21 protein-coding genes and 2 tRNA genes are annotated in these 19,721 nt (G+C 66.9%); 12 read left to right on the top strand and 11 right to left on the bottom strand.

What is annotated here, in order from left to right; translation table 11 throughout:
* Positions 1-10 precede the first annotated feature (10 nt).
* The 3 genes from GVY64_RS12755 to GVY64_RS12765 all read left to right on the top strand — a co-directional run bounded on the left by GVY64_RS12755 (position 11) and on the right by GVY64_RS12765 (position 3,958).
* A complete protein-coding gene (locus tag GVY64_RS12755; protein ID WP_159840924.1) occupies positions 11-1,534 on the top strand; it encodes a protein kinase domain-containing protein in 1,524 nt (507 codons plus the stop codon).
* Positions 1,531-3,432, top strand: coding sequence for a Stk1 family PASTA domain-containing Ser/Thr kinase (pknB, locus tag GVY64_RS12760; protein WP_159840926.1), 1,902 nt, complete (start codon positions 1,531-1,533; stop codon positions 3,430-3,432). Before GVY64_RS12755 ends, pknB begins: the two co-directional genes overlap by 4 nt.
* 106 nt (positions 3,433-3,538) lie before the next feature.
* Positions 3,539-3,958 carry a CBS domain-containing protein gene (locus GVY64_RS12765; RefSeq protein WP_159840928.1) on the top strand — a complete coding sequence of 140 codons (420 nt, stop codon included), beginning with the start codon at positions 3,539-3,541 and terminating at the stop codon, positions 3,956-3,958.
* Positions 3,959-4,177: 219 nt separating this feature from the next.
* Here the strand turns inward: GVY64_RS12765 and GVY64_RS12770 are convergent, their stop codons facing one another.
* Positions 4,178-4,858, bottom strand: a complete 681-nt coding sequence (locus tag GVY64_RS12770) for a RibD family protein (protein WP_159840930.1) — start codon at positions 4,856-4,858, stop codon at positions 4,178-4,180.
* Entirely contained in the window at positions 4,855-5,499 is a 645-nt protein-coding gene (locus GVY64_RS12775) for an aminodeoxychorismate/anthranilate synthase component II (RefSeq protein ID WP_159840932.1), read from the bottom strand. Before GVY64_RS12775 ends, GVY64_RS12770 begins: the two co-directional genes overlap by 4 nt.
* 96 nt (positions 5,500-5,595) lie before the next feature.
* Between GVY64_RS12775 and crgA the strand changes: the two genes are divergently transcribed.
* Positions 5,596-5,859: a cell division protein CrgA gene (gene crgA / locus GVY64_RS12780; RefSeq protein WP_040871406.1), complete on the top strand. Its 264-nt coding sequence runs from the start codon at positions 5,596-5,598 to the stop codon at positions 5,857-5,859.
* Between the two features lie 91 nt (positions 5,860-5,950).
* Complete coding sequence (locus GVY64_RS12785; protein ID WP_159840934.1) at positions 5,951-6,436, top strand: PH domain-containing protein; 486 nt, start codon at positions 5,951-5,953, stop codon at positions 6,434-6,436.
* A 55-nt stretch (positions 6,437-6,491) separates the two neighbouring features.
* On the opposite strand, the gene GVY64_RS12790 is transcribed toward GVY64_RS12785, so the two are convergent.
* Positions 6,492-7,361 (bottom strand): rhomboid family intramembrane serine protease, encoded by an 870-nt coding sequence (locus GVY64_RS12790; RefSeq protein ID WP_159840936.1) that lies wholly within the window; start codon positions 7,359-7,361, stop codon positions 6,492-6,494.
* Positions 7,362-7,365: 4 nt separating this feature from the next.
* Positions 7,366-7,893 carry a peptidylprolyl isomerase gene (locus GVY64_RS12795; protein ID WP_324198123.1) on the bottom strand — a complete coding sequence of 176 codons (528 nt, stop codon included), beginning with the start codon at positions 7,891-7,893 and terminating at the stop codon, positions 7,366-7,368.
* Positions 7,894-7,999: 106 nt separating this feature from the next.
* On the opposite strand from GVY64_RS12795, the gene GVY64_RS12800 reads away from it, so the two are divergent.
* On the top strand, positions 8,000-8,212 hold the full coding sequence (locus tag GVY64_RS12800) for a hypothetical protein (protein WP_159840940.1): 213 nt from the start codon (positions 8,000-8,002) through the stop codon (positions 8,210-8,212).
* A gap of 15 nt (positions 8,213-8,227) precedes the next feature.
* Here the strand turns inward: GVY64_RS12800 and GVY64_RS12805 are convergent, their stop codons facing one another.
* From GVY64_RS12805 to GVY64_RS12815, 3 genes are all read right to left on the bottom strand, one after another.
* Positions 8,228-9,076, bottom strand: coding sequence for an ABC transporter permease (locus GVY64_RS12805; RefSeq protein ID WP_159840942.1), 849 nt, complete (start codon positions 9,074-9,076; stop codon positions 8,228-8,230).
* Complete coding sequence (locus tag GVY64_RS12810; protein WP_159840944.1) at positions 9,073-10,074, bottom strand: ATP-binding cassette domain-containing protein; 1,002 nt, start codon at positions 10,072-10,074, stop codon at positions 9,073-9,075. The genes GVY64_RS12805 and GVY64_RS12810 overlap by 4 nt, the downstream gene beginning before the upstream one ends.
* 824 nt (positions 10,075-10,898) lie before the next feature.
* Positions 10,899-11,828, bottom strand: coding sequence for an acyl-CoA dehydrogenase family protein (locus tag GVY64_RS12815; protein ID WP_159840946.1), 930 nt, complete (start codon positions 11,826-11,828; stop codon positions 10,899-10,901).
* 163 nt (positions 11,829-11,991) lie between these two features.
* Between GVY64_RS12815 and GVY64_RS12820 the strand changes: the two genes are divergently transcribed.
* Entirely contained in the window at positions 11,992-12,696 is a 705-nt protein-coding gene (locus tag GVY64_RS12820; RefSeq protein ID WP_159840948.1) for a YoaK family protein, read from the top strand.
* Between the two features lie 44 nt (positions 12,697-12,740).
* Complete coding sequence (locus GVY64_RS12825) at positions 12,741-13,916, top strand: hypothetical protein (protein ID WP_159840950.1); 1,176 nt, start codon at positions 12,741-12,743, stop codon at positions 13,914-13,916.
* 34 nt (positions 13,917-13,950) lie between these two features.
* Here the strand turns inward: GVY64_RS12825 and GVY64_RS12830 are convergent, their stop codons facing one another.
* The 4 genes from GVY64_RS12830 to GVY64_RS12845 all read right to left on the bottom strand — a co-directional run bounded on the left by GVY64_RS12830 (position 13,951) and on the right by GVY64_RS12845 (position 16,873).
* Positions 13,951-14,472, bottom strand: coding sequence for a C40 family peptidase (locus GVY64_RS12830; protein WP_442939574.1), 522 nt, complete (start codon positions 14,470-14,472; stop codon positions 13,951-13,953).
* A 652-nt stretch (positions 14,473-15,124) separates the two neighbouring features.
* Positions 15,125-15,916 carry a hypothetical protein gene (locus GVY64_RS12835; protein ID WP_159840952.1) on the bottom strand — a complete coding sequence of 264 codons (792 nt, stop codon included), beginning with the start codon at positions 15,914-15,916 and terminating at the stop codon, positions 15,125-15,127.
* Positions 15,916-16,641, bottom strand: coding sequence for a ParA family protein (locus GVY64_RS12840; RefSeq protein ID WP_159840954.1), 726 nt, complete (start codon positions 16,639-16,641; stop codon positions 15,916-15,918). Before GVY64_RS12840 ends, GVY64_RS12835 begins: the two co-directional genes overlap by 1 nt.
* Positions 16,642-16,800: 159 nt before the next feature.
* A tRNA-Ala gene (locus GVY64_RS12845) sits at positions 16,801-16,873 on the bottom strand.
* A 479-nt stretch (positions 16,874-17,352) separates the two neighbouring features.
* On the opposite strand from GVY64_RS12845, the gene GVY64_RS12850 reads away from it, so the two are divergent.
* The 4 genes from GVY64_RS12850 (at position 17,353) to GVY64_RS12865 (ending at position 19,562) form a co-directional block, all read left to right on the top strand.
* The gene (locus GVY64_RS12850; protein WP_159840956.1) at positions 17,353-18,018 is read left to right on the top strand and encodes a TetR/AcrR family transcriptional regulator; all 666 of its coding nucleotides are present in this window, start codon (positions 17,353-17,355) and stop codon (positions 18,016-18,018) included.
* Positions 18,019-18,102: 84 nt separating this feature from the next.
* A tRNA-Ala gene (locus GVY64_RS12855) sits at positions 18,103-18,175 on the top strand.
* Positions 18,176-18,836: 661 nt separating this feature from the next.
* A complete protein-coding gene (locus GVY64_RS12860; RefSeq protein ID WP_159840958.1) occupies positions 18,837-19,247 on the top strand; it encodes a DUF4189 domain-containing protein in 411 nt (136 codons plus the stop codon).
* 129 nt (positions 19,248-19,376) lie between these two features.
* A complete protein-coding gene (locus GVY64_RS12865) occupies positions 19,377-19,562 on the top strand; it encodes a hypothetical protein (protein ID WP_159840960.1) in 186 nt (61 codons plus the stop codon).
* Positions 19,563-19,721: the final 159 nt, after the last annotated feature.

Here is a 19,721-nt window from a genome sequence, read left to right on the forward strand (position 1 = left end):
GGGGACCTCGATGCTGAACAACGGTGCGATGATCGCCGACCGGTACCGGCTGAAGCGACTGATCGCGACCGGCGGCATGGGCCAGGTCTGGGAAGCGCTGGACACCAGGTTGGACCGCAGGGTCGCGGTCAAGGTGCTGAAATCGGAGTTCTCGGCCGATCCGACGTTCCGGCATCGATTCCGCACCGAGGCGAAGACCACCGCCCAGCTGAATCACCCCGGTATCGCGGGGATCTACGACTACGGCGAGACGATCGACCCGCAGGGCAGCGAGATCGCCTACCTGGTCATGGAATTCGTCCAGGGCGAACCGCTGAACACGGTGCTCAACCGCCTGGGCAGGCTGTCGGTCGCCCAGGGCCTCGACCTGCTCGAGCAGACCGGGCGGGCGCTGGAGGTGGCGCACCGCGCGGGTGTGGTGCATCGCGACGTGAAACCGGGCAACATCCTGGTCACCCCGACCGGACAGGCGAAGATCACCGATTTCGGTATCGCCAAGGCGGTGGACGCGTCCCCGGTGACCAAGACCGGCATGGTGATGGGCACCGCGCAGTACATCGCACCGGAACAGGCGGTCGGCGAGGACGCCTCCGCGGCCAGCGACGTGTATTCGCTGGCCGTGGTCGGCTACGAGGCGCTGTCCGGACAGCGGCCGTTCACCGGCGACGGCGCGCTCACCGTCGCGATGAAGCATGTGCGCGAGACGCCGCCCCCGATGCCGGCCGATCTGCCCGGCAATGTGCGCGAGCTGATCGAGATCACGATGGAGAAGGATCCGGGGCGCCGCTACGCCAGCGGCGGCGAGTTCGCCGACGCGGTCGCCGCGGTGCGCGCGGGCCGACGTCCGCCGCCGCCGAGCGGCGCCCACCCCGCCGCGCCCTTGACCGGCGCCACGCGAGTTCTCCCGCCCGGCCCGACCGCCGTGATCCCCTCCACCCCATCCGACTTCGACGGTGCGACGGTGCGCTACTCGACGCCCGCGGCAGGCGCGGTGAACGCGGCGAATCGCGCCGGCACGGTCGCCGCCCCGGCCACCGTGCTCAGCCGTGGCGCTGCGGCGGGCGGTCCGCCGCCCCGCGACGACAAGCGGTTCACCTCGACCCAGAAGTGGTTGGCGGGTCTGGGTATCGGCGCCGTGCTGCTCGGCGCGCTGACGGTCTTCTTGCTGTTCGGCGGCGACACCAACCCGGATTCGACACCGTCGCCCACCACGACATTCGCGCCGAACCCCAAGCCCGCGCCGCCGGTGGCCACCACGACCACCCCCAAGCCCGCGCCCGCGCCGGTGGAGACCGAGACCTACGAGCCGACCACCACCGAGCCGAAGACCACGACACCGGAGCCGACGACGACCACCCCGCCGACCACCACCACGGCACCGAGCACCACCAAGCCGACCACCACCGCGCCGACCACCACCACCACCCGGCCGCGCGTCCCCACCCTCGATCTACCGTTCCCCGAGATTCCCGGTGCCCGGGGGCCGTCGGCCACCCGTAACGGAACCGCCACTCCTCCGCAAGGACTGCCATGACGACCCCGAAGAATCTCTCGTCTCGCTACGAGCTGGGCGAGATCATCGGGTTCGGCGGTATGTCCGAGGTGCACAAGGCGCGCGACGTCCGGCTGAGCCGGGACGTGGCGATCAAGGTGCTGCGGGCGGACCTGGCCCGCGACCCCACGTTCTACCTGCGGTTCAAGCGCGAAGCGCAGAACGCCGCCGCGCTCAACCATCCGGCCATCGTCGCGGTCTACGACACCGGCGAGGCCGAGGTGGACGGCGGCCCGCTGCCCTACATCGTGATGGAGTACGTCGACGGCGACACGCTGCGCGACATCGTGCGCGGCAAGGGACCGCTCCCGCCGCGCCGCGCGATGGAGGTCGTCGCGGATGTCTGCGCCGCTTTGGATTTCAGCCACAAGGCCGGGATCGTGCACCGCGACATGAAGCCTGCGAACATCATGATCAACCGAGCGGGCGCGGTGAAGGTGATGGACTTCGGCATCGCGCGCGCGATCGCCGACAGTTCCAACCCGATGACCCAGACCGCGGCGGTAATCGGCACGGCGCAGTATCTCTCGCCGGAACAGGCCCGCGGCGAAACGGTGGACGCGCGCTCGGACGTCTACTCCGTCGGCTGTGTGCTGTTCGAGATCCTCACCGGCGAGCCACCTTTCACGGGTGACTCACCGGTCGCGGTCGCCTACCAGCACGTCCGGGAGGATCCGCGGCTGCCCTCGCACGTGTACTCGGGCGTCCCGCGCGAGCTGGACTCGGTCGTGCTCAAGGCGATGAGCAAGAATCCGGCCAACCGCTACCAGACCGCGGCGGAGATGCGTGCCGACCTGATCCGGGTGCTCGGCGGTCAGAAGCCCAGCGCTCCCATGGTGATGACCGACGAGGATCGCACCACCTTCATGGGCCAGGACGAGCCCCCGCCGCGCACCTACCGCACGGTCGAGCGGCACGACGATACCGCGGAACAGGATCCGGCCGAGCCGAACGGCCGACGTCGGACCACCTATATCGCGCTCGGCGTCGCCGCGGCTGTCGCCGTGGCGTTCGCGCTGTTCTGGGTGCTGCTCGGCCCGGGTAGCCGCCCGGATCAAGTGGCCGTTCCCGACCTGTCCAACAAGTCCTCGCAGCAAGCGCAGGACGCGTTGCAGAAGCTCGGCTTCACGGTGGCGGTCCAGCAGAAGCCCGACAGCAAGGTCGCGACGGGCAACGTGATCGCCACCCAGCCCCTCGGCGGCTCGCGGATCGACGAGGGCAGCACGGTCACCGTCCAGGTGTCCTCCGGTCCCGCGCAGGTCCAGGTGCCGAAGCTGACGGGGCTGACCCAGGAGCAGGCCGAGCAGGTGCTGAACTCCAAGGGGCTGCGGATCAACCCGAACATCGAGCGCAAGCCGTCGAGCACCGCCGAGAAGGATCAGGTGATCGAGCAGAACCCGTCGCCGGGTTCGAAGGTGGACGTCGACTGGGAAGTCGTCGTCACGGTCGGTACCGGTCCGGAATCCGTGCGGGTGCCCTACGTCGTCGGCCAGTCGATCGATGTGGCCCAGCCGAACATCGAGGGCAACGGCTTCAAGGTCGTCGTCCAAGAGGTGCAGTCCTCCAAACCCAAGGGCGAGGTGGTCGCTTCCAGTCCGTCCGGCGGCAGCAACGCGGAGAAGGGTTCCACGGTCACCGTCCAGGTGTCCGCGGGTGATCTCAGGATGCCGTCACTGATCGGCCTCACCGTCTCGCAGGCGGTGGAGAAGCTGCGCGCGGAAGGCTGGTCGGGTAGCACCAGCCAGATCAGCCAGTCGCCGCAGGGCACCTTCGACGCGGGCAATGTCGGGCGCATCCTCAGCCAGCAACCGTCCGCGGGCAGTTCCATCCAGAAGAACAGCGCCATCCTGGTCGGTGTGGGGGTGCTCGGCCCGCCGTGATCGGCGCCGCCGCTGGTATCCAGAAAACGAGACCATCCGGTGTGAATTGCGGGAGAATGATGCTGCTCCATCCCAATCAGCGCAGCTGAGCACGAGGAGGTAGCTCATGACCACTGCCAGGGACATCATGAAACCGGGCGTTCAGTGGATCTCGAAGGACACGACCATCCAGCAGGCCGCGCGCACCATGGCCGAGCTCAACGTCGGGTCCTTGATCATCTCGGACGAGAACGAGCGGATGTGCGGCATCGTGACCGACCGCGACATCGTGGTGAAGTGCATCGCCCAGGACAAGGCGCCGGCGGATTGCCGCGTCGACGAACTGTGCGAAGCGACGCCACGGTGGGTCGACGCCAACGCCGACATCGAGGAAGTTCTCGATGAGATGGAAAGCAACCGCGTCAAGCGCATGCCGGTGATCGAGAACAAACGGCTGGTCGGCATGATCAGCGAGGCGGATCTGGCCAGGCACCTGGACGACAACCAGCTCGGCGAGTTCGTGACCGCCGTCTACGGGCGTCCCTAGGTCCCGGAAGCAGGTCACCGCGCCTTCCGCGGGCACTTCGACACCGAGCTGCCGTGGTGCCGCATCGAGGCTGAACCCGCTCGGCGACAGCGCTCCTGAGGTCCGGCACTCGGCACGAAGGCGATGCAGGCTTGAACCGCGGACGGCCTAACCGTCGTCCGCGGTTCACGCGCTCGTAGCAGTGGCGCACGACGTCGATCGTTGAACGCGGCAGCGGCGTCAGATCGGCTCGGCCTTCGGTAGATATCGCAACACGGCGACATCGCCGACTTGCGTCACGCCCGCCAAGCGCATCCTGCGGTGTGGCGCCCCGGGAAAGTCGGCCGGATCGACAAAACGCGGCGCGGCGGCGTCGCCGACCAGGATGGGGGCGATCGCCAAGTGCAGTTCGTCGGCCAGATCGGCAGCGAGAAACGCGGTGTGGATGCGGGTGCCGCCCTCCACCATGAGGCGCTCGACACCGCGTCGGCCGAGGTCGTCCAACAGCGCACCGAAGTCGAGGTCGACACCCAGATCCACGACTTCGGCCAGTCCCGCCAGCCGGGCGGTGAGTTTCGGCGCGCCCGCCGTGGTGGTGTAGACGAGCTTGTCGCCGCCGTGGTGCCAGAACCGCAGTCCGGGATCCAGTTCGCCGCTCGCCGAGAGCGTGACCTTCAACGGGTACTCGGTTCTGCCCGCCGCGACGCGGGCTGCCCTGCGGTCGGCGCTGTCGACGAGCAACCGCGGATTGTCGCTGCGCAAGGTCTGCGCGCCGACCAGGATGGCGTCGGAGTCCGCGCGGACCTGGTCGACCCGATCGAAGTCGGCGGCGCCGGACAAGCGCAGCCGCTCGGGACTCGCGTCGTCGATGTACCCGTCGACGCTCACCGCGACCGACAGCAGCACATGCGGACGGGTCACTGCAACACCAGCGCGGCGACCTCCGCCTCCAGCGCCTGCACCAAGCCCTCCGCGGGCCGCTTCCCGCACACGCCGAGCCAGTTCGCCAGCATCCGATGCCCACCCTGGGTCAGCACCGATTCCGGATGGAACTGCACACCGTGAATCGGCAGGGTCCGATGACGCATGGCCATCACGATCCCGCTCTCGGTGCGTCCGAGTACCTCGATCTCCTCCGGGAGGGTCTCCTCGAGCACGGTGAGCGAGTGGTATCGCGTGGCGGTGAACGGGTCGGGCAGACCGGCCAGCACGCCGGCGCCGATGTGGAACACCTCGCTGGTCTTCCCGTGCAACAACTCGGGAGCCCTGGTGACGGTGGCGCCGAACGCCTCGCCGATCGCCTGGTGCCCGAGGCATACGCCGAGCAGCGGGACACTCTGCTCCGCGCAGGCGCGCACGAGCGGAATGCTGGCGCCCGCACGATCCGGGGTGCCGGGGCCGGGGCTGATCAGAATGCCGTCGAAGTCGCGCACAACCGCGCCGACGTCGGCCAGATTCGGATCGTCGTTACGCCACACGACAGCGTCGACACCGAGCTGGCCGAGGTATTGCACCAGGTTGAAGACGAAGCTGTCGTAATTGTCGACGACCAGAACACGCATGGCATCGAGATTACGTCGCCGCACGGCACCGCGTCGCATCCATTACCTGTTGGGATAGCCTAGAGACCACGACCTGCCGCCGAATACGAGGACGTCATGCCCAAGTCGAAGGTCCGTAAGAAGACCGACTACACGATCAACCCCGCCAGCCGGACCCCGGTGAAGGTGAAGGCCGGCCCCTCTCCGGTCTGGTACGTCGCCATCATGCTCGGGTTCATGCTCGCCGGGCTGGTGTGGCTGCTCGTCTACTACTTGGCAGCCGAGCAGATCAGCTGGATGAACGACCTCAACGCCTGGAACTTCCTGATCGGCTTCGGCCTGATGGTGGTGGGCTTGATCATGACGATGCGCTGGCGCTGAGCCGGCGACATCGACCCGGATTACAGACGTGTCATTCATGCACACCTGTGGATGAGCCTGTGGACAACTCGAGGAGCGATTGGGGAGTGTCGTGAGTCCGGAGCGCTCCGTCCCCGGCCCACCGGATCGTGACGAGCCGAGCCTGGCCTGGACCACACCGACGCCCGCGCTCGTCGCCGTCACAGTCGGCGGCATCGCCTTGGCCGTTGCCGCGGTGGTGACCACCGAGGCGGCGAGCCGCCTGCTCGTCGGGCTGGCAGCCGTCGGCCTGCTCGCGCTCGCCGGGCTCGGATTTCGGCAACGCCCGCGGCTGTCCGTGGTAACCGGCGAGCGACCACGCATGGTGGTCCGCACGCTGACGGGACCGGACGAGTACGCCCCGGAACAGATCGTTCGCGCCCGGGTGGTGAGCTACCGGCGTCTCGGACGCAAGATGCCGATGCTGGAACTCGACGTCCTGCACGACGGCGCGGAGCGGCTGCTGATCTTCGGCCGCTGGGATCTGGGCGCCAACCCGGAGCTCGTCTACCAAGACCTGGTCGGAGCGCTGCGGCTTACCGAGGACAAGACCCGCTGACGAGACATCCGGCGACTCTGCCGACCGAATGTTTCACGTGAAGCCAATCCCGCTGTCAGACAGTCGAAGTGATAGCGCTCACAGTCACCGCGGCCAATGCCGCGACCGCGACCAGAGCCACCGCCACCCAGCCGACGGTCCGCGCCGCTTGCGGAGTCCGCACGCGCAGCCAGCCCGGCAGGAACAGGATGCCCAGGGTCGCGAGCGTGCCCGCGGCCAGTCCGCCTAGGTGACCCCAGAGCGAGATGCCGGGCAGCGACAGACTGATGAACACATTGATGCCGATGATGATGAGCATCTGATTCGGGTTCTGTCGCAGACGGATCAGAATGACCGTGATCGCACCGAACATGCCGTACACCGCACCGGACGCACCCGCCGTGAGGCTGTTCTGCGCGAACAGCATGACCCCGGCGGACCCGCCGAGCAGCGAGACCAGGTACACCGCCAGGTAGCGCGATCGCCCGAGCACCAGCTCGGCATCTCGGCCCACCACGTACAGGGCGAACATGTTGAGCAGCAGATGGATCGGGCCGTAGTGCAGGAATCCGGAGCCGAGCACCCGCCACCATTCGCCGTCCGCGACCGCCGGTGCGTACAAGACCCAGTCGATGAACAGCGCGGAGCCCAGCTGGTTGTCCATCAAGCTCTTGGCCTGGGCCGCGGTGATCGCGTAGATCGCGACGTTGATCGCGATCAGCGCGTAGGTGACATAGGGAGCGGACGCTCGAGCCGCCGCGCCCGAGACTGTCCGCACCGGCGCGGCGCTGCGCTGATCCGCACGCAGACAGTCGACACAGTGCTGGCCGACGGCCGCGGGGCGCAGGCACTCCGCACAGGACGGCCGCCCGCACCGCGTGCAGGCCAGGCCGGTAGGGCGGTTCGGATGGCGGACGCACGTGGGTGCGGGCGGCTGGGGATTCATAGTCTCATTCGATCGTGATCTTGGTGATGACGACGGGCTCCAGCGGCCGGTCGTTGCGGTCGGTCCTGGTGGCGGCGATCGTGTCGACGACCTTCCGGGAATCCGGGTCCACCACCTCACCGAAGATCGTGTGCTTGCGGTTGAGATGCGGCTGCGGGCCGACGGTGATGAAGAACTGCGAGCCGTTGGTGCCCGGCCCCGCGTTGGCCATCGCCAGCAGGTAGCCCCGGTCGAAGCGCAGCTCGGGGTGGAACTCGTCACCGAATTCGTAGCCGGGGCCGCCGCGCCCGGTGCCGGTGGGATCACCACCCTGGATCATGAAGCCGGCCATCACGCGATGGAACAGGGCGCCGTCGTAGAACGGGCCGGTGTTGCCTCCACTCGCGTTCGCGGTGGTGTACGGCGCCGAACCATCGGCGAGACCTAGGAAATTGCGGACCGTCTTGGGCGCGTGGTTACCGAAGAGCGAGAGCTTGATATCGCCGTGATTCGTGTGCAGCGTTGCCACGGATGTCTGATTCGGTGAGGTCACGCCGCCCATCGTGCCACGGTCCGCGACAGGGCCGCGGAACTGGGCCGGACCGGCTTGTGAGCTGGGCCTCCTGCGCGAATCGCCGGGCTGTGCATACAGTGGTCCCATGACCTCGGGGCGCCTGCATGTCTCTTCGCGTTCACGTAACCGGCTCATCCTCGCGGCCGCCGTCGCGCTGACGGGTGGCGTGGCCTATCTGGTCCGCACCCGGCGGCCGCAGCAGCCGGAGCCCGCCCCCGCGCCGCCGCGCATCGGATACTCCCGCAACGGCTCCGCACCGACCCCGGTGGCGGGAGCCGGCGCGGAGCACGAGCACTGACCCGCACCCGGCAGATCAGCGACTGACGGTCTTCTTGTACTGACGCAGGGCCAGCGGCACGAATACCACCAGGATCACCACCACCCAGGCCAGGGAGGTGATCACCGGGTGCCGCAGCGACCAGGCGTCCGATGTCGGCGCGAGCGGACTGGTGTTGCCGAACAGGTCACGCGTCGCCTGAGTGAGCGCGGATACGGGGTTCCATTCCGCGATCACGCGCAGGGCGGTGGGCAGCTTGTCGCTGGGGACGAAGGTGTTGGCGATGAAGGTGAGCGGGAAGATCACCATGAAACTCGCGTTGTTGAAGACCTCCGGCGCCCGCACCAGCAGGCCCACCACGGCCATGATCCAGGACACCGCGTAGGCGAACAGCAGCAACAGGATGTAGGCCAGCACCGCGTCCAGGAACGAGCCGCGAATCCGCCAGCCGACGAGCAGACCGGTCAATGACATGACCGTCAGGCTGACCACGTTGATCACCACGTCGCTGACCGTGCGGCCGACCAGTACCGCCGACGAGGCCATCGGCAGGGAACGGAATCGGTCGATGATGCCCTTCTGCATGTCCTCGGCCAGACCCGCACCGGTGAAGGTCGCGCCGAACACCACGGTCTGCGCGAAGATGCCCGCGATGAGGAACTCGCGGTATCCACCGGACAGACCGGGCACATCGATGGCCGCGCCGAAGACGTAAGCGAACAGCAACACGAACATGATCGGCGACAACGTGGAGAAGATCAGCACGTCGGGCACCCGTTTGATCTTGATGACGTTGCGTTTCGCGATGGTCACGCTGTCGCTGACCACTATGGACAGTCGCGCGCCCAGCGAGGGCCGTGCCGGGACCGAAGCCGTCGCGGTCATCGGGTCGTTCCTTCCGTAGCTTCCACCTGGGCCTGCGACGCGCTGTCGGCGGCGAACGTCTCCGCTTCGTGGCCGGTGAGGGTGAGGAAAACGTCGTCAAGGGACGGACGGCGCAGACCGACATCGTGGATCTGCACGCTGTGCTCGGCCAGCCGCCCGACCGCCTCCACCAAGGCTTGGGATCCGTCGGCGACCGGAACGATGATCCGGCGCAACCCCGGCTCGAGATGGATCTCGCCGTCGGCCAGGCTCTTCAGTGCGGCCTCGGCCGTCGCGAGATTGTCGGCGCGGTCGACGGTCAGCTCGATGCGATCACCGCCCACCATGGTCTTGAGTTCGTCCGCGGTGCCCTTGGCGATCACCTTGCCGCGGTCGATCACCGCGATGGAATCGGCGAGCCGATCCGCCTCCTCCATGTACTGCGTGGTGAGCAGCAACGTGGTCCCGCTCGCGACCAGTTCCTCGATGACGTCCCACAGGTCGAGGCGGGCACGGGGATCCAGCCCGGTGGTCGGCTCGTCGAGGAACAGGACGGGTGGATTGGCGACCAGCGCACCCGCGAGGTCGAGGCGACGGCGCATACCGCCGGAGTAGCCCTTGACCGGCCGGTCCGCGGCTTCGGTGAGTCGGAATCGCTCGAGCAATTCGCGCGCGCGTGCCTTACTCCGTTGCACGCCCATGTGATAAAGACGTCCCACCATTTCCAGATTCTCGAAACCGGTGAGATATTCGTCGACTGCGGCGTATTGCCCCGACGCCCCGATGCGGGATCGCAGTGTCTGCGGATCACGCAGCACATCGATTCCCGCGACCGTCGCGTGCCCGGCATCCGGTATGAGCAGGGTGGTGAGCACCCGGACGGTGGTGGTCTTACCTGCGCCGTTGGGTCCGAGCAAGGCGGTGACGGTGCCTTCCGGGACTCGCAGGTCGAGTCCGTCGAGGGCCACCAGCCGGCCGTATCTCTTGACCAACCCCTCGGCGACTATTGCGTCGGGCATGATTCTCCTGAGGTTGCTGCGTTCGATGCGCTTGCGTGCGCCGCCGAGCGCCGATCGTTGCGTTGGATCGGGTGACCGGCCGATACCGAGCCAGTATTGTCCGGGCCGCCGACAAATTCATCCGAATTGTTTCCGCCCCGATCGGACGGCTCGGGCCACGCGAGAAGGCCGCATTCCGATCCAGTGGTGCTCGGGGGTACCGGATCGAAATGCGACCGGTTCGATGATCTCGTGGGCCGGGCAGCGGAGCGCGCGTAGCGCACTACCCGAATCGAGCGGAGCTCGTACTCGGACCGCGAGGATTCGAACGCGGGCTCTCGCGCCGAGCGGTTTCGCTCGGCGCGAACGATCGAGTCGATGGACACGAACGCATGTTCGCATCGGGGTACGACACAGTTCGGTCGTCGCACGGAGACCGGCGACACGCGGCGCAGCCGTGACCGGCGTGCCGACACGCCCGGAAGCATTGTCGATTCGTTGCGCGGCGACTGGTCGGCATGTTCCACGCCGCCCCACCCCTTGGCAGGTCAAAGGGGCAGCACTGCACGGAAGCGGTTGTTCGACAAGGATTTTGGCAAACAACAAGACAACAGCCGCCCGCAGCACGGACCACTGGTCGGCTCACCGCGACCGCCCCGAGTCGGCCATAAGTAAGCCAACCCGAAAAAACTTGGAACGTGGCCGTCCCCACGCACACACAATCGCAGATCATCGAGTAGCATCGTTCTCGTCGGCCCCTCCCCCCCGGGCCGACCCTACGCGGGCCTCGGCTAACTCCCCCCCTTCGCCGAGGCCCGCTCCCCATTTCCGGGACAGTCGAGCGCCTATTCCGCCCGATCTCCTCCTGCTTCCACCGCTCGCCACGCCGCGATGAGCCGCTGCTCACGCGCCCGCCCGGCGGTCGCGAGCAACGGACGGTCCCGCTCCCACCGCTGCCGGATCACCGGGTCCGCGGTCTGCCACAACAGCTCCAGCTCGGTCGACAGCGCAGCGAAGGACGCGAAGACGCCGCCGAGGGCGATGTGCACGCCCGGAGAAGTCGGCGCATCGATGTCCAGGCCCCGCACGGCGGCCACCAGGGTCAGCAGCCGTTGCAGGCTCTCGCGCGGCCAGGCCGACGCCCGCGCCACCCGCACCAGCCAGCCGAGCGTGGCGGCCAGCACGTGAATGTCCTCGATCGTCCGGAACGGCTTCAGGTAGTCGAGATACCCGTCACCTGGGAGCACCAGCGCGGGCACGTCGGTCAGCACGACCGAGGCATGGGGAACCTCGGGCGCGAACGCGAGCGGGGGATGATCGGTCAGACGCACCCCGGCTTCGCCGGCCTGGATCAAGCAGGCGCGCAGGCGATTCCGTCCGTCCGCGGCCGTACCGACGCTGGCGATCACGACCAGTTGCCGCGCGAAAGAGCCCATGGTCGCGAACGACTTCGCACCGTCGACCAGCCAGACCCCGTCTCGCTCGGTGAGCCCGGTGCGGATCGCCGAGGGGTGACCGCCGCCCTCCTCCGTGGCGCACATCGCGACCAGCTCGTCGTCCGGCAGATCCGGAATCAGCGTCCGCAGCGCCTCCTGATAGCCGGACAGGAAGGCGAAACCGAGCCGGTCGGCGCCGAAGCCGCCTGCGATCGCGACCTCGACCGGTTGATCGAATCGGTTCGCGGCCACCCGATGCCGCGTCCAGGCCGCGGCGACATCGTCCAGCGGCGCGGCCGCCACCGGCTCGGTCAGCAGGAAGTCGAGCAGAGTATCCACCTCAGCACGGTAACCGAGCGGCCGCGCGGACGGCTCGCTACGCCCATGCGGGGGCCTGCCGGTTTCGGCAAGCAAATGGCAACCGTCGGTGCTGCGTGGACGAATTCCACCGAGAAGCCTGATTCACTGGCGGTGTCGCCTCGTATCGGAAGGAGCTCGGACTGTGCCGGAGCTGGAAGAAAGTCGCAAGAAGGCGCTTTTCGACAGCGAGGCCAGACTGTCCTGGGTACTCGCCGCGCTCGCCGGTCTTATCGGCGCGGCGGCGTTCATGCATACGGCCGGCTATTTCGTCACCTTCATGACGGGCAATACCGAACGAGCCATCCTCGGGTACTTCCACGACGAGCCGGACATGGGTTTGGCCGCGGCCGGGTTGCTCGGGTCGTTCCTGTCGGGGGTCGTGGTGGCTTCGTGGTGCCGCAGGCGCTACTGGTCCGGACATCCGCACGGACCCACCCTGCTCACCACCGTCTGCCTGGCCGTGGCCTCGGCCGTCGACATCCTCGAGTACCAGGCCTCCGACGAGCCGATCGGTCTGCTGCCGATCATGTTCGTCGCCTTCGGCGTCGGCGCGTTGAACACGTCGTTCGTGCAGAACGGTGAAGTGTCGGTGCCGCTCAGCTACGTCACCGGGACGCTGGTCAAGATGGGTCAGGGCATCGAACGCCATCTCAGCGGCGGCGATTACGCGGACTGGCTCGGATATTTCCTGCTCTACGCCGGTTTCGCGCTCGGCGCGCTGCTCGGCGGACTGCTGAGCCTGCTGGTCGCGGGCTGGGCGATGCTGATCACCGCGACCGTGGTGTGCCTGCTCGTCACCGGATTCACCTATCTGCACCTGGACCGGCACGGTCCCCTCAGCGAGTAAGCCGCCGCCGGACGTCGGTCGGCGATCACGACTACGGTGGCCGCGTGCAGAACATCGAAGACGAAGCCACCGCGTTCGCCGCGCTCGTGATGCGACAGCTGTCCACGCTGGGCGAGACCGACGTCGAATACCAGCCCGACGAGTTCGCGATACGCGCGGGAGATCTGATTCTCGATCTGCACAACATCTTTCACGAAACTCGTGAGCTCGATATTGCGGAACGCGAGGCCAGGGTGGCACAACACTGCGATGCCTTGAGCGAGCTACGCGCCCCCGCCCCGGACTGGCCTGCGGTTCGATCCATGCTGCGACCTGTTCTGCGTCCCAACAGCTTCGGCGTAGGAATCGAACCCGAGTCGCGACCGGTCGCGCGCCCCGCCTTTCCGTTCGTGGACGAGATGGTCGCCATCGATATGCCCCATACCCGATCGATCGTCACCTACGCGTCGTTGCAGGAGTGGGGCGTGAGCCCGGACGAGGTGTTCACGGTCGCGCGCGAGAATCTCGGCGAGATCGTGAATTTCGCCGGTATCGAAGAAGACGGCATCCTGCATTTCGTCGACGACGGCAACGGCTACTGCTCCTCCTGGCCGCTGCTGCTCGGCCGGCTCGCCGGGACCGGGACGTCCTCCGTGGCGTTCATGCCCGATGTCGACACACTGATCGTCGCCTCCGGCGTCACCGATCTCGATCCTATTTTCGAGGCGGTGGAAGAGCAGTACCGTGACGCGCCTCGCCCGATCTCGCCGCAGGGGTACCTCGTGGACGACAGCGGAGCGGTGATTCCGCTCGATCGTTCGCCGGCTCATCGCCACCTGCCCGCCGTGCAGCGCGCCCGATGCGGTCTGGCGGTTACCGAATACGACGCGCAAGCGCAGATTCTCAATGAGATCGTCGAGACCGACATGGAGTTCACGCCCTACGCCATCGAGCCCGCCTACGTCGGTTCCGTCATGTACGGCCATGGCGACAACGGTCCCTACACGATCACCGTCTGGGGCGAGGGTGTCGACTACCTGCTGCCGGAGGCCGACTACGTCGCCTTCTGCCGTGACGACCGAGGGGAGCTGGAGCGCCTGTTCGAGGTTCCGTTCGAGGCTGTCGTCGCGCTGACCGGCATCGACCCGGTCCCTCATCTCGCACCTCGTCGCTACGAGATTCGCCACTGGCCGGATACCGAGACGTTGGCGAGGCTGGAAGCTGCGGCAGTCTCTGTCTGACCGGGAACGGCCGGTGCGGATTTCGCGGCGGAAGTCAGAAGCGGCGGGCGCCGGTCACCGGCATCGAGGAGAGCGGGGAAGTGGTCACTCCCGTGCCGTACGTCGAGGCGTGGATGACTTTGCCATCGCCCGCGTAGAGGGCGGAATGACTTCCGCCGTAGAACGACACCATGTCGCCGGGGCGCAGGTCGTCCAGCGGTATCGGCGTTCCGGCGGCGAGCTGGTCGTAGCTGGTGCGCGGCAGTTCGACGCCGGCCTGCTCATAGGACCACTGCACCAGTCCGGAGCAATCGAAGGTGTCGGGGCCGACCGCGCCGTAGCTGTAATCGGATCCGATCTTGGTCCGGGCCGCGTCGACCGCCATTTCGCCTGCGGTCTTCTGCGGTATCACTGCCGCGGGCGGGGTGGGCGCCCGCGGCATGATCTGCGGGATGTCGCCCAGGAAGGGGAGCTCGATCTCAGGAAGCAGGCCGAGCAGCGGGATGTCGATGGCCGGAACGATCGTCGGCACCGGCAGCTCGATCACGGGGACGGCCACCGAAATCGGGAACTCGATCGCCGGGCCGAGCGTGGCCGGCGCGATTTCGATTTGCGGCACCGAGGCTCCTGCGATGGCCTCTATTTCCGTGAATTCACCGGTGACGGGCGACTCGGTGACGGGAAGTATGGCGTTGTTCCGGAAAAGCTTCTCCGGCGATTCGGGAAGCGGAATATCGTCGGAGATCTCGAACGTTCCCACGCCCGGGATGGTCACCGGCTGGGCCGATGCCTCCCCGGCGTTGCACCACATGCCCAGGAGGGCGGCCGCTCCGGCGGCGAACGCCCACAGCAGCGCACGTCGCAGGTAGCGGGTATATCGGACGTCGGTCGATGATGCCATGATGCGGTCCTCCGATGCTCATATCGCCGGCCATCGGTGGGCCATCCGCCGTAGTTCATGGCGCGAGGGACCTCACCTGAGACCTCGAATTGATTCGAAAACCATCACGGTGCTTCGTCAGTCCAGCGGATCCGATCCGAGCGTTCACCTTTCGGCATAGCGTGCACGACGTAAAGCACAACACGCGTTTATTTCCGTAACAAAACAATAACTCGTTCCGTGCGGGGCCCGGCAATATATATTTCGCGCCACGAAATGCAATCCTCCGGGACACAAAGCACCCCGCAGGGAAACGTTTCCGCTGCGGGGCGCAATGCAGGTCCGTGCGTCACGCGGTGATCTGCTCTTCGATCTGTTTCGCGATCGTCCGGAGCTTCGCCGCGAATTCGCGGGCCGCGCGCGGGTCGTCGTTCGAACCTTTGACGACGCGTTTCGTCAGCGCGGCGAGCCGGGACTCCATGGCGGTGAAGATGTCGGCGGCGCGATCGTTCGGGTCGTCCGGCAGTTCGCCGCGCAGCCACGCTTGCAGACGCTCGACCACCACTTCTTCGTCATAGCGTTCGGGCAGCAGCGCCACCGCTTGCCGGAGTTTCCCCGCGGTCACCTTCACCCCCGTGCCCGCCGCCACGGTGGTGTACACGGTGATCGCGGCCTCTTCGCCGTATTCGGCCACCACCGGCAGCAGTTCACGCACCTGGCCCTCGTTGATCGCGGGCGCCATCGGGTGCAGCCGCGCGGCGAGCGGCCAAGCCCGGATGAGCTTGTGCGCGTAGGACCGTTGCATGTCCCACCGCTGCTCCACGTACTCGTCGAACGTCTCGTGGCTGTCGCGGTAGAGCCGGCCGTCCCGGACGATCTGCAGGGCGCGCCCGGCCGCCCAGAACGCGATGCGCAACGTGTCGATCGACGACTCGCACGCCGTCAACTGCGCACGTTCCCCATCACTCAGCGGACCGTCGCCGGCATCCGGCACCGGCATGGTCAAGACATTCGGGCTCACGGCCGCCTTCGGCCGCCGCCACTCGGCATCGCGCAGCGGTGACACCGGCGGTGTGTGTTCGGCGCCGTCGGATAGCGGATTGCTGCCACCGATCGAACCCTTCCTGCGTTGCGGAGGCATCAGGCCGGCACCTCCATCAGGGCCCGGTACGAATTCACCAGCTCGTCGCCCACCCGGCGGTACTCTCCCAAATCCTCGATCGGGTTCTCGGCGCCCTCCCCGACCTCCCCGTCGGCCGCCTCCCGATACCATTTCCAGGCGCTCAGGTAGGAATCGAATACGTCGTACCCCGCGCTTTCCAAATGGCCGCGCTGAGCGCGGTATTCGGTCGAGACGTTGACGCCTTTCTTCATGATCACCGGCACTTTGGTCATCAGCACCCGCACCCGGATTTCCCGGTCGGTATCGGCCGCCGCCTCCTCGGCGGCTTTGAAAGTGCTGGGCACGCGTTTGACTTCCGACGGACTCACACTGGTCAGCAGCAGGAGCTCGTCGCTCTCGGGAACAGCCGCCTTGAAGATGTCGGCCGACTCGCCCCCGGCGTCCACGATGATGACGTCGAAATCGGTGGAATTGTCGGTGATGCAGTCGCCGACATGCCGCGACGGGAACGCGACCAGTTCGAACGGCACGTCGATGCCCCCCTTGACCAGCCGCCGGTACCAGGAGTATCCGGTCTGGCTGAGCGGGTCGGCATCGATCACCAGCACCCGCAGTTCGTGAACCGAAGCGAAGTAGCTCGCCAAGAAGAACGCTGATGTCGTTTTGCCGACACCGCCCTTGAGATTCCCCAGCGTGATGACCAGAGGTTCGGGCAATTCGAGTGGCGCAACAGAATTCGTCATAGACGGTCCTCCGAGGATGAGGAGTGCATTACTGTGCGTGGCCAGTCTGGCACAGTACGCGCGAATACCGCCTGATTGCGACGCCTTGTTCCGGCTGTGCCGCCACCGCCGCTGTGTCCAATTGGACACAGCACGACGGTGTCCGAGATGCTTATTCTGTGGAGCCTAGGGGAATCGAACCCCTAACCCCTGCCTTGCAAAGGCAGTGCTCTGCCAATTGAGCTAAGGCCCCGGAGATCAGCGGCTGGTGACCTCGTGCCACATGTCCGCCTCGCTGCGCCGGCGCAACTTGGAGATGCCGAACAGAACCAGGACCACGACACCGGCGGTGCAGAGAAGTTTCATGGCTTCCACCCTACTGCGCCACCGGGACGCCGCCCAGGACCAGCCGAGTCCGGTGCACCGGCACGACCGGCCTCCTGACCGGCCAGGAAACAAGGCATCGCCGCGCAAGTGCACGGGCGGTGCGCTGCACGACGCCAGCGCCGCGGTTCGCTCCCTGGAGCTGCCATCACCAGCTCCGCCCCGCGCTCGCGGATCCGGGTGTGCTCCGCCGATGAGGGCTCGATCGTGGTGACGATGACGTACCGGCCCGCGACGACGTCGTCGTAACGACGGCCGTCGGCCAGCAACCAAGCTACGCTGATGACTTCGTCATGACTGAGTACTAGCGGCTACGATGGTCGGGCACCGACAGGGAGAGGAGCGGGCATGACCGATCGCACCGGGACGGCGGAACCCAACCGTTTGGAGCGCCGCAAGGCCCGTACCCGCGCCGCCCTGATCACTGCGGCCCAGGCGTTCATCGCGACCGGCAGATCGAACGCACCGATCCTGGAGATCACCCAGGCCGCCGACGTGGGCATGGGGTCGTTCTACAACCACTTCCAGAGCCGGGAGGACCTGCTCCGGGCGGCGGTGGAGGAAGCGCTGGAGATGCACGGCGCCGTGCTCGACACCTTGACCGAGGGCATCGAGGATCCGGCCGAGGTCTTCGCGCAGAGCTTCCGGTTGACCGGTCGTATGCATCGGAGAATCCCCACCTCGAGCAAGGTGCTCCTGAACAATGGGCTGATCTTGATCGGCTCCGAGAAGGGACTCGCCCCGCGCGCTCGTCGCGATATCGAGGCCGCCGCTCGCGCGGGCCGGTTCCGGACCAGCGATGCGGAGTTGTCCATGACCATCGTGGCCGGCGCCGCCCTGTGCCTGGGCCAACTGCTGCACGATCATCCCGACCGCGACGACGCGGCCGCCACTGATCAGGTCACCGAGGACCTGCTGCGGATGTTCGGCCTCTCCGCCGACGAGGCGCGCGACATCTGCTCGCGTCCCCTACCGTCCCTCGATGACGTGTTCGCGCGCGGCGACGCCGCCTGATCGCGCGATGACCACCTGCCGTTTTGACCATGTCAACGGCGAGAAGGTACCGTTTTCGAGGCGTCTGTGCATGCGGACGCAGATGGGGCCTTAGCTCAATTGGCAGAGCACTGCCTTTGCAAGGCAGGGGTTAGGGGTTCGATTCCCCTAGGCTCCACTCCTCGGAGGCTCATGCTCGTAGGGAGCATGAGCCTTCGTCGTTTCCGCGTTTGCGGGGAGCGAGCCCCACACCCCGGCGTTGCGTCGAGTGGGCATCGTTCGAGTAAGTGCCGGGCAGATCCGCCAAGTCGGTGTCAGCGGCGCGAGCGTCCCGCGTCGACCGAGAGAGTTCTCCTGTCCGCTGAGGACAATCGCGACCGCGGGATCAGCAGTGCCAGTGATTCGAATGGTCAACGACCGAATGAGGTGAAGGGAGTGGGCCTAGGAGGACTTGAACCTCCGTGCCTCACGACCGCCGAAACTGCTGGTCAGGGCTTCAAAACGCTACTCCAACAGCGAATTTGAACCCCAACTCGCGACGTTTGGGTACATTTCAGTACGTAAACATACACGTTCCTGGTGACGGCGAACACTCATCATGGTTGTGCTGGGTCAATTCTGGCGCCGTTTGTCGGTGAATCGGTCAGCGTGGCGGCCGCAGCCGGCACGGGCCATCAGTGGCGCGCGAGCCCCATCGATCTCGGCCCTCACGAACGCCGCAGTTCGTGACGGTATTTGCCGTGACCCCAGGACTTTCGGGGCGACCTCGCGTCCATGCGCTGCGGTATCTTCCATGCGATCGCCGCACCTGGTCGGCGCGCACAGGAAGCACACACCACATGTTCAACAAGTTCTTTGCGGCCGCCGCGCTCTCGGTGAGCGCCGCTGCCGTCCTCGCGGCACCGCCCGCCGCCGCCGACCCGGTCAACTGGGGCGCCGTTTCCCTCAGCGTGTGGGGCAATGTCTACGCGTTTTCGGTCAACCACCCAACGGAAGCCGACGCCATTCAAGCCGCCGACCGAGCGTGCAAGGGTCAAGGCATCATCGACTGCCGGATGATGGTGACGTTCGCGAACGGCTGCGGTGCAGTCGTGACGAGTCCGCTCGCGATCGTCGCAGGGTTCCCGATCGTGGGCTTCGGTAAAGGGGCGACCCCAGGGGAGGCATACGCGGACGCCACCCGCAACCTCCCCACCGGCACCGGAAGCGCCGGCTCGTTCAATCGCGACCACGCCTGCACCCGGCCTTGATCTAGTTCCCGCACGGTCCTCGGTAAAATGTCGGGCTGGCCTCCGCGCGAGGGCATTCAGCCGGCGCAACGCGGGCTGCCATCCCCTCTTGTGAAAGTTGCCCGCGGTCATCGGCGTGTCGTTGACGGTGTGGAACAGCGGCTCGTCGCCGGGACGATCGAGATCGAGCCGGTCGAGTGTCTCCAGCGGGACGTGTACCGCACGCACGCCGCGTTTCGTCTTGGGCTTGCCGAGCTCGAGGCGGCTGCCGCCGTCTTTCCACGCCTTGCTGATGCGCACCGCACCCGTGTGGGGCTCGATGTCACCCACAAGTAGGGCGAAGATCTCACTGGGCCGGGCCATGGAGACCAGGCCGAACTCCGCCAGCGCCCGCCAGCGCTGCCCGAGCAGCTGTTCGAACAGTTCCCACTCGTAGTTGTCGAAGATGTCGAGTTCGGGCGCGTCGTGGCGGGCAGCCGCGTGCCCGTGCACGGG

The organism is Nocardia sp. CY41 (assembly GCF_009829325.1).
Classification (GTDB): domain Bacteria; phylum Actinomycetota; class Actinomycetes; order Mycobacteriales; family Mycobacteriaceae; genus Nocardia.

Bases quoted from the DNA above. Each gene is read 5' to 3' on its own strand.
- GVY64_RS12860 (WP_159840958.1), top strand. From the start codon at position 18,837: ATGTTCAACAAGTTCTTTGCGGCCGCCGCGCTCTCGGTGAGCGCCGCT.
- GVY64_RS12805 (WP_159840942.1), bottom strand. From the start codon at position 9,076: ATGACCGCGACGGCTTCGGTCCCGGCACGGCCCTCGCTGGGCGCGCGA.
- GVY64_RS12835 (WP_159840952.1), bottom strand. From the start codon at position 15,916: ATGCCTCCGCAACGCAGGAAGGGTTCGATCGGTGGCAGCAATCCGCTA.
- GVY64_RS12790 (WP_159840936.1), bottom strand. From the start codon at position 7,361: ATGAATCCCCAGCCGCCCGCACCCACGTGCGTCCGCCATCCGAACCGC.
- GVY64_RS12840 (WP_159840954.1), bottom strand. From the start codon at position 16,641: ATGACGAATTCTGTTGCGCCACTCGAATTGCCCGAACCTCTGGTCATC.
- GVY64_RS12765 (WP_159840928.1), top strand. From the start codon at position 3,539: ATGACCACTGCCAGGGACATCATGAAACCGGGCGTTCAGTGGATCTCG.
- GVY64_RS12755 (WP_159840924.1), top strand. From the start codon at position 11: ATGCTGAACAACGGTGCGATGATCGCCGACCGGTACCGGCTGAAGCGA.
- GVY64_RS12850 (WP_159840956.1), top strand. From the start codon at position 17,353: ATGACCGATCGCACCGGGACGGCGGAACCCAACCGTTTGGAGCGCCGC.
- crgA (WP_040871406.1), top strand. From the start codon at position 5,596: ATGCCCAAGTCGAAGGTCCGTAAGAAGACCGACTACACGATCAACCCC.
- GVY64_RS12810 (WP_159840944.1), bottom strand. From the start codon at position 10,074: ATGCCCGACGCAATAGTCGCCGAGGGGTTGGTCAAGAGATACGGCCGG.
- GVY64_RS12800 (WP_159840940.1), top strand. From the start codon at position 8,000: ATGACCTCGGGGCGCCTGCATGTCTCTTCGCGTTCACGTAACCGGCTC.
- GVY64_RS12775 (WP_159840932.1), bottom strand. From the start codon at position 5,499: ATGCGTGTTCTGGTCGTCGACAATTACGACAGCTTCGTCTTCAACCTG.
- pknB (WP_159840926.1), top strand. From the start codon at position 1,531: ATGACGACCCCGAAGAATCTCTCGTCTCGCTACGAGCTGGGCGAGATC.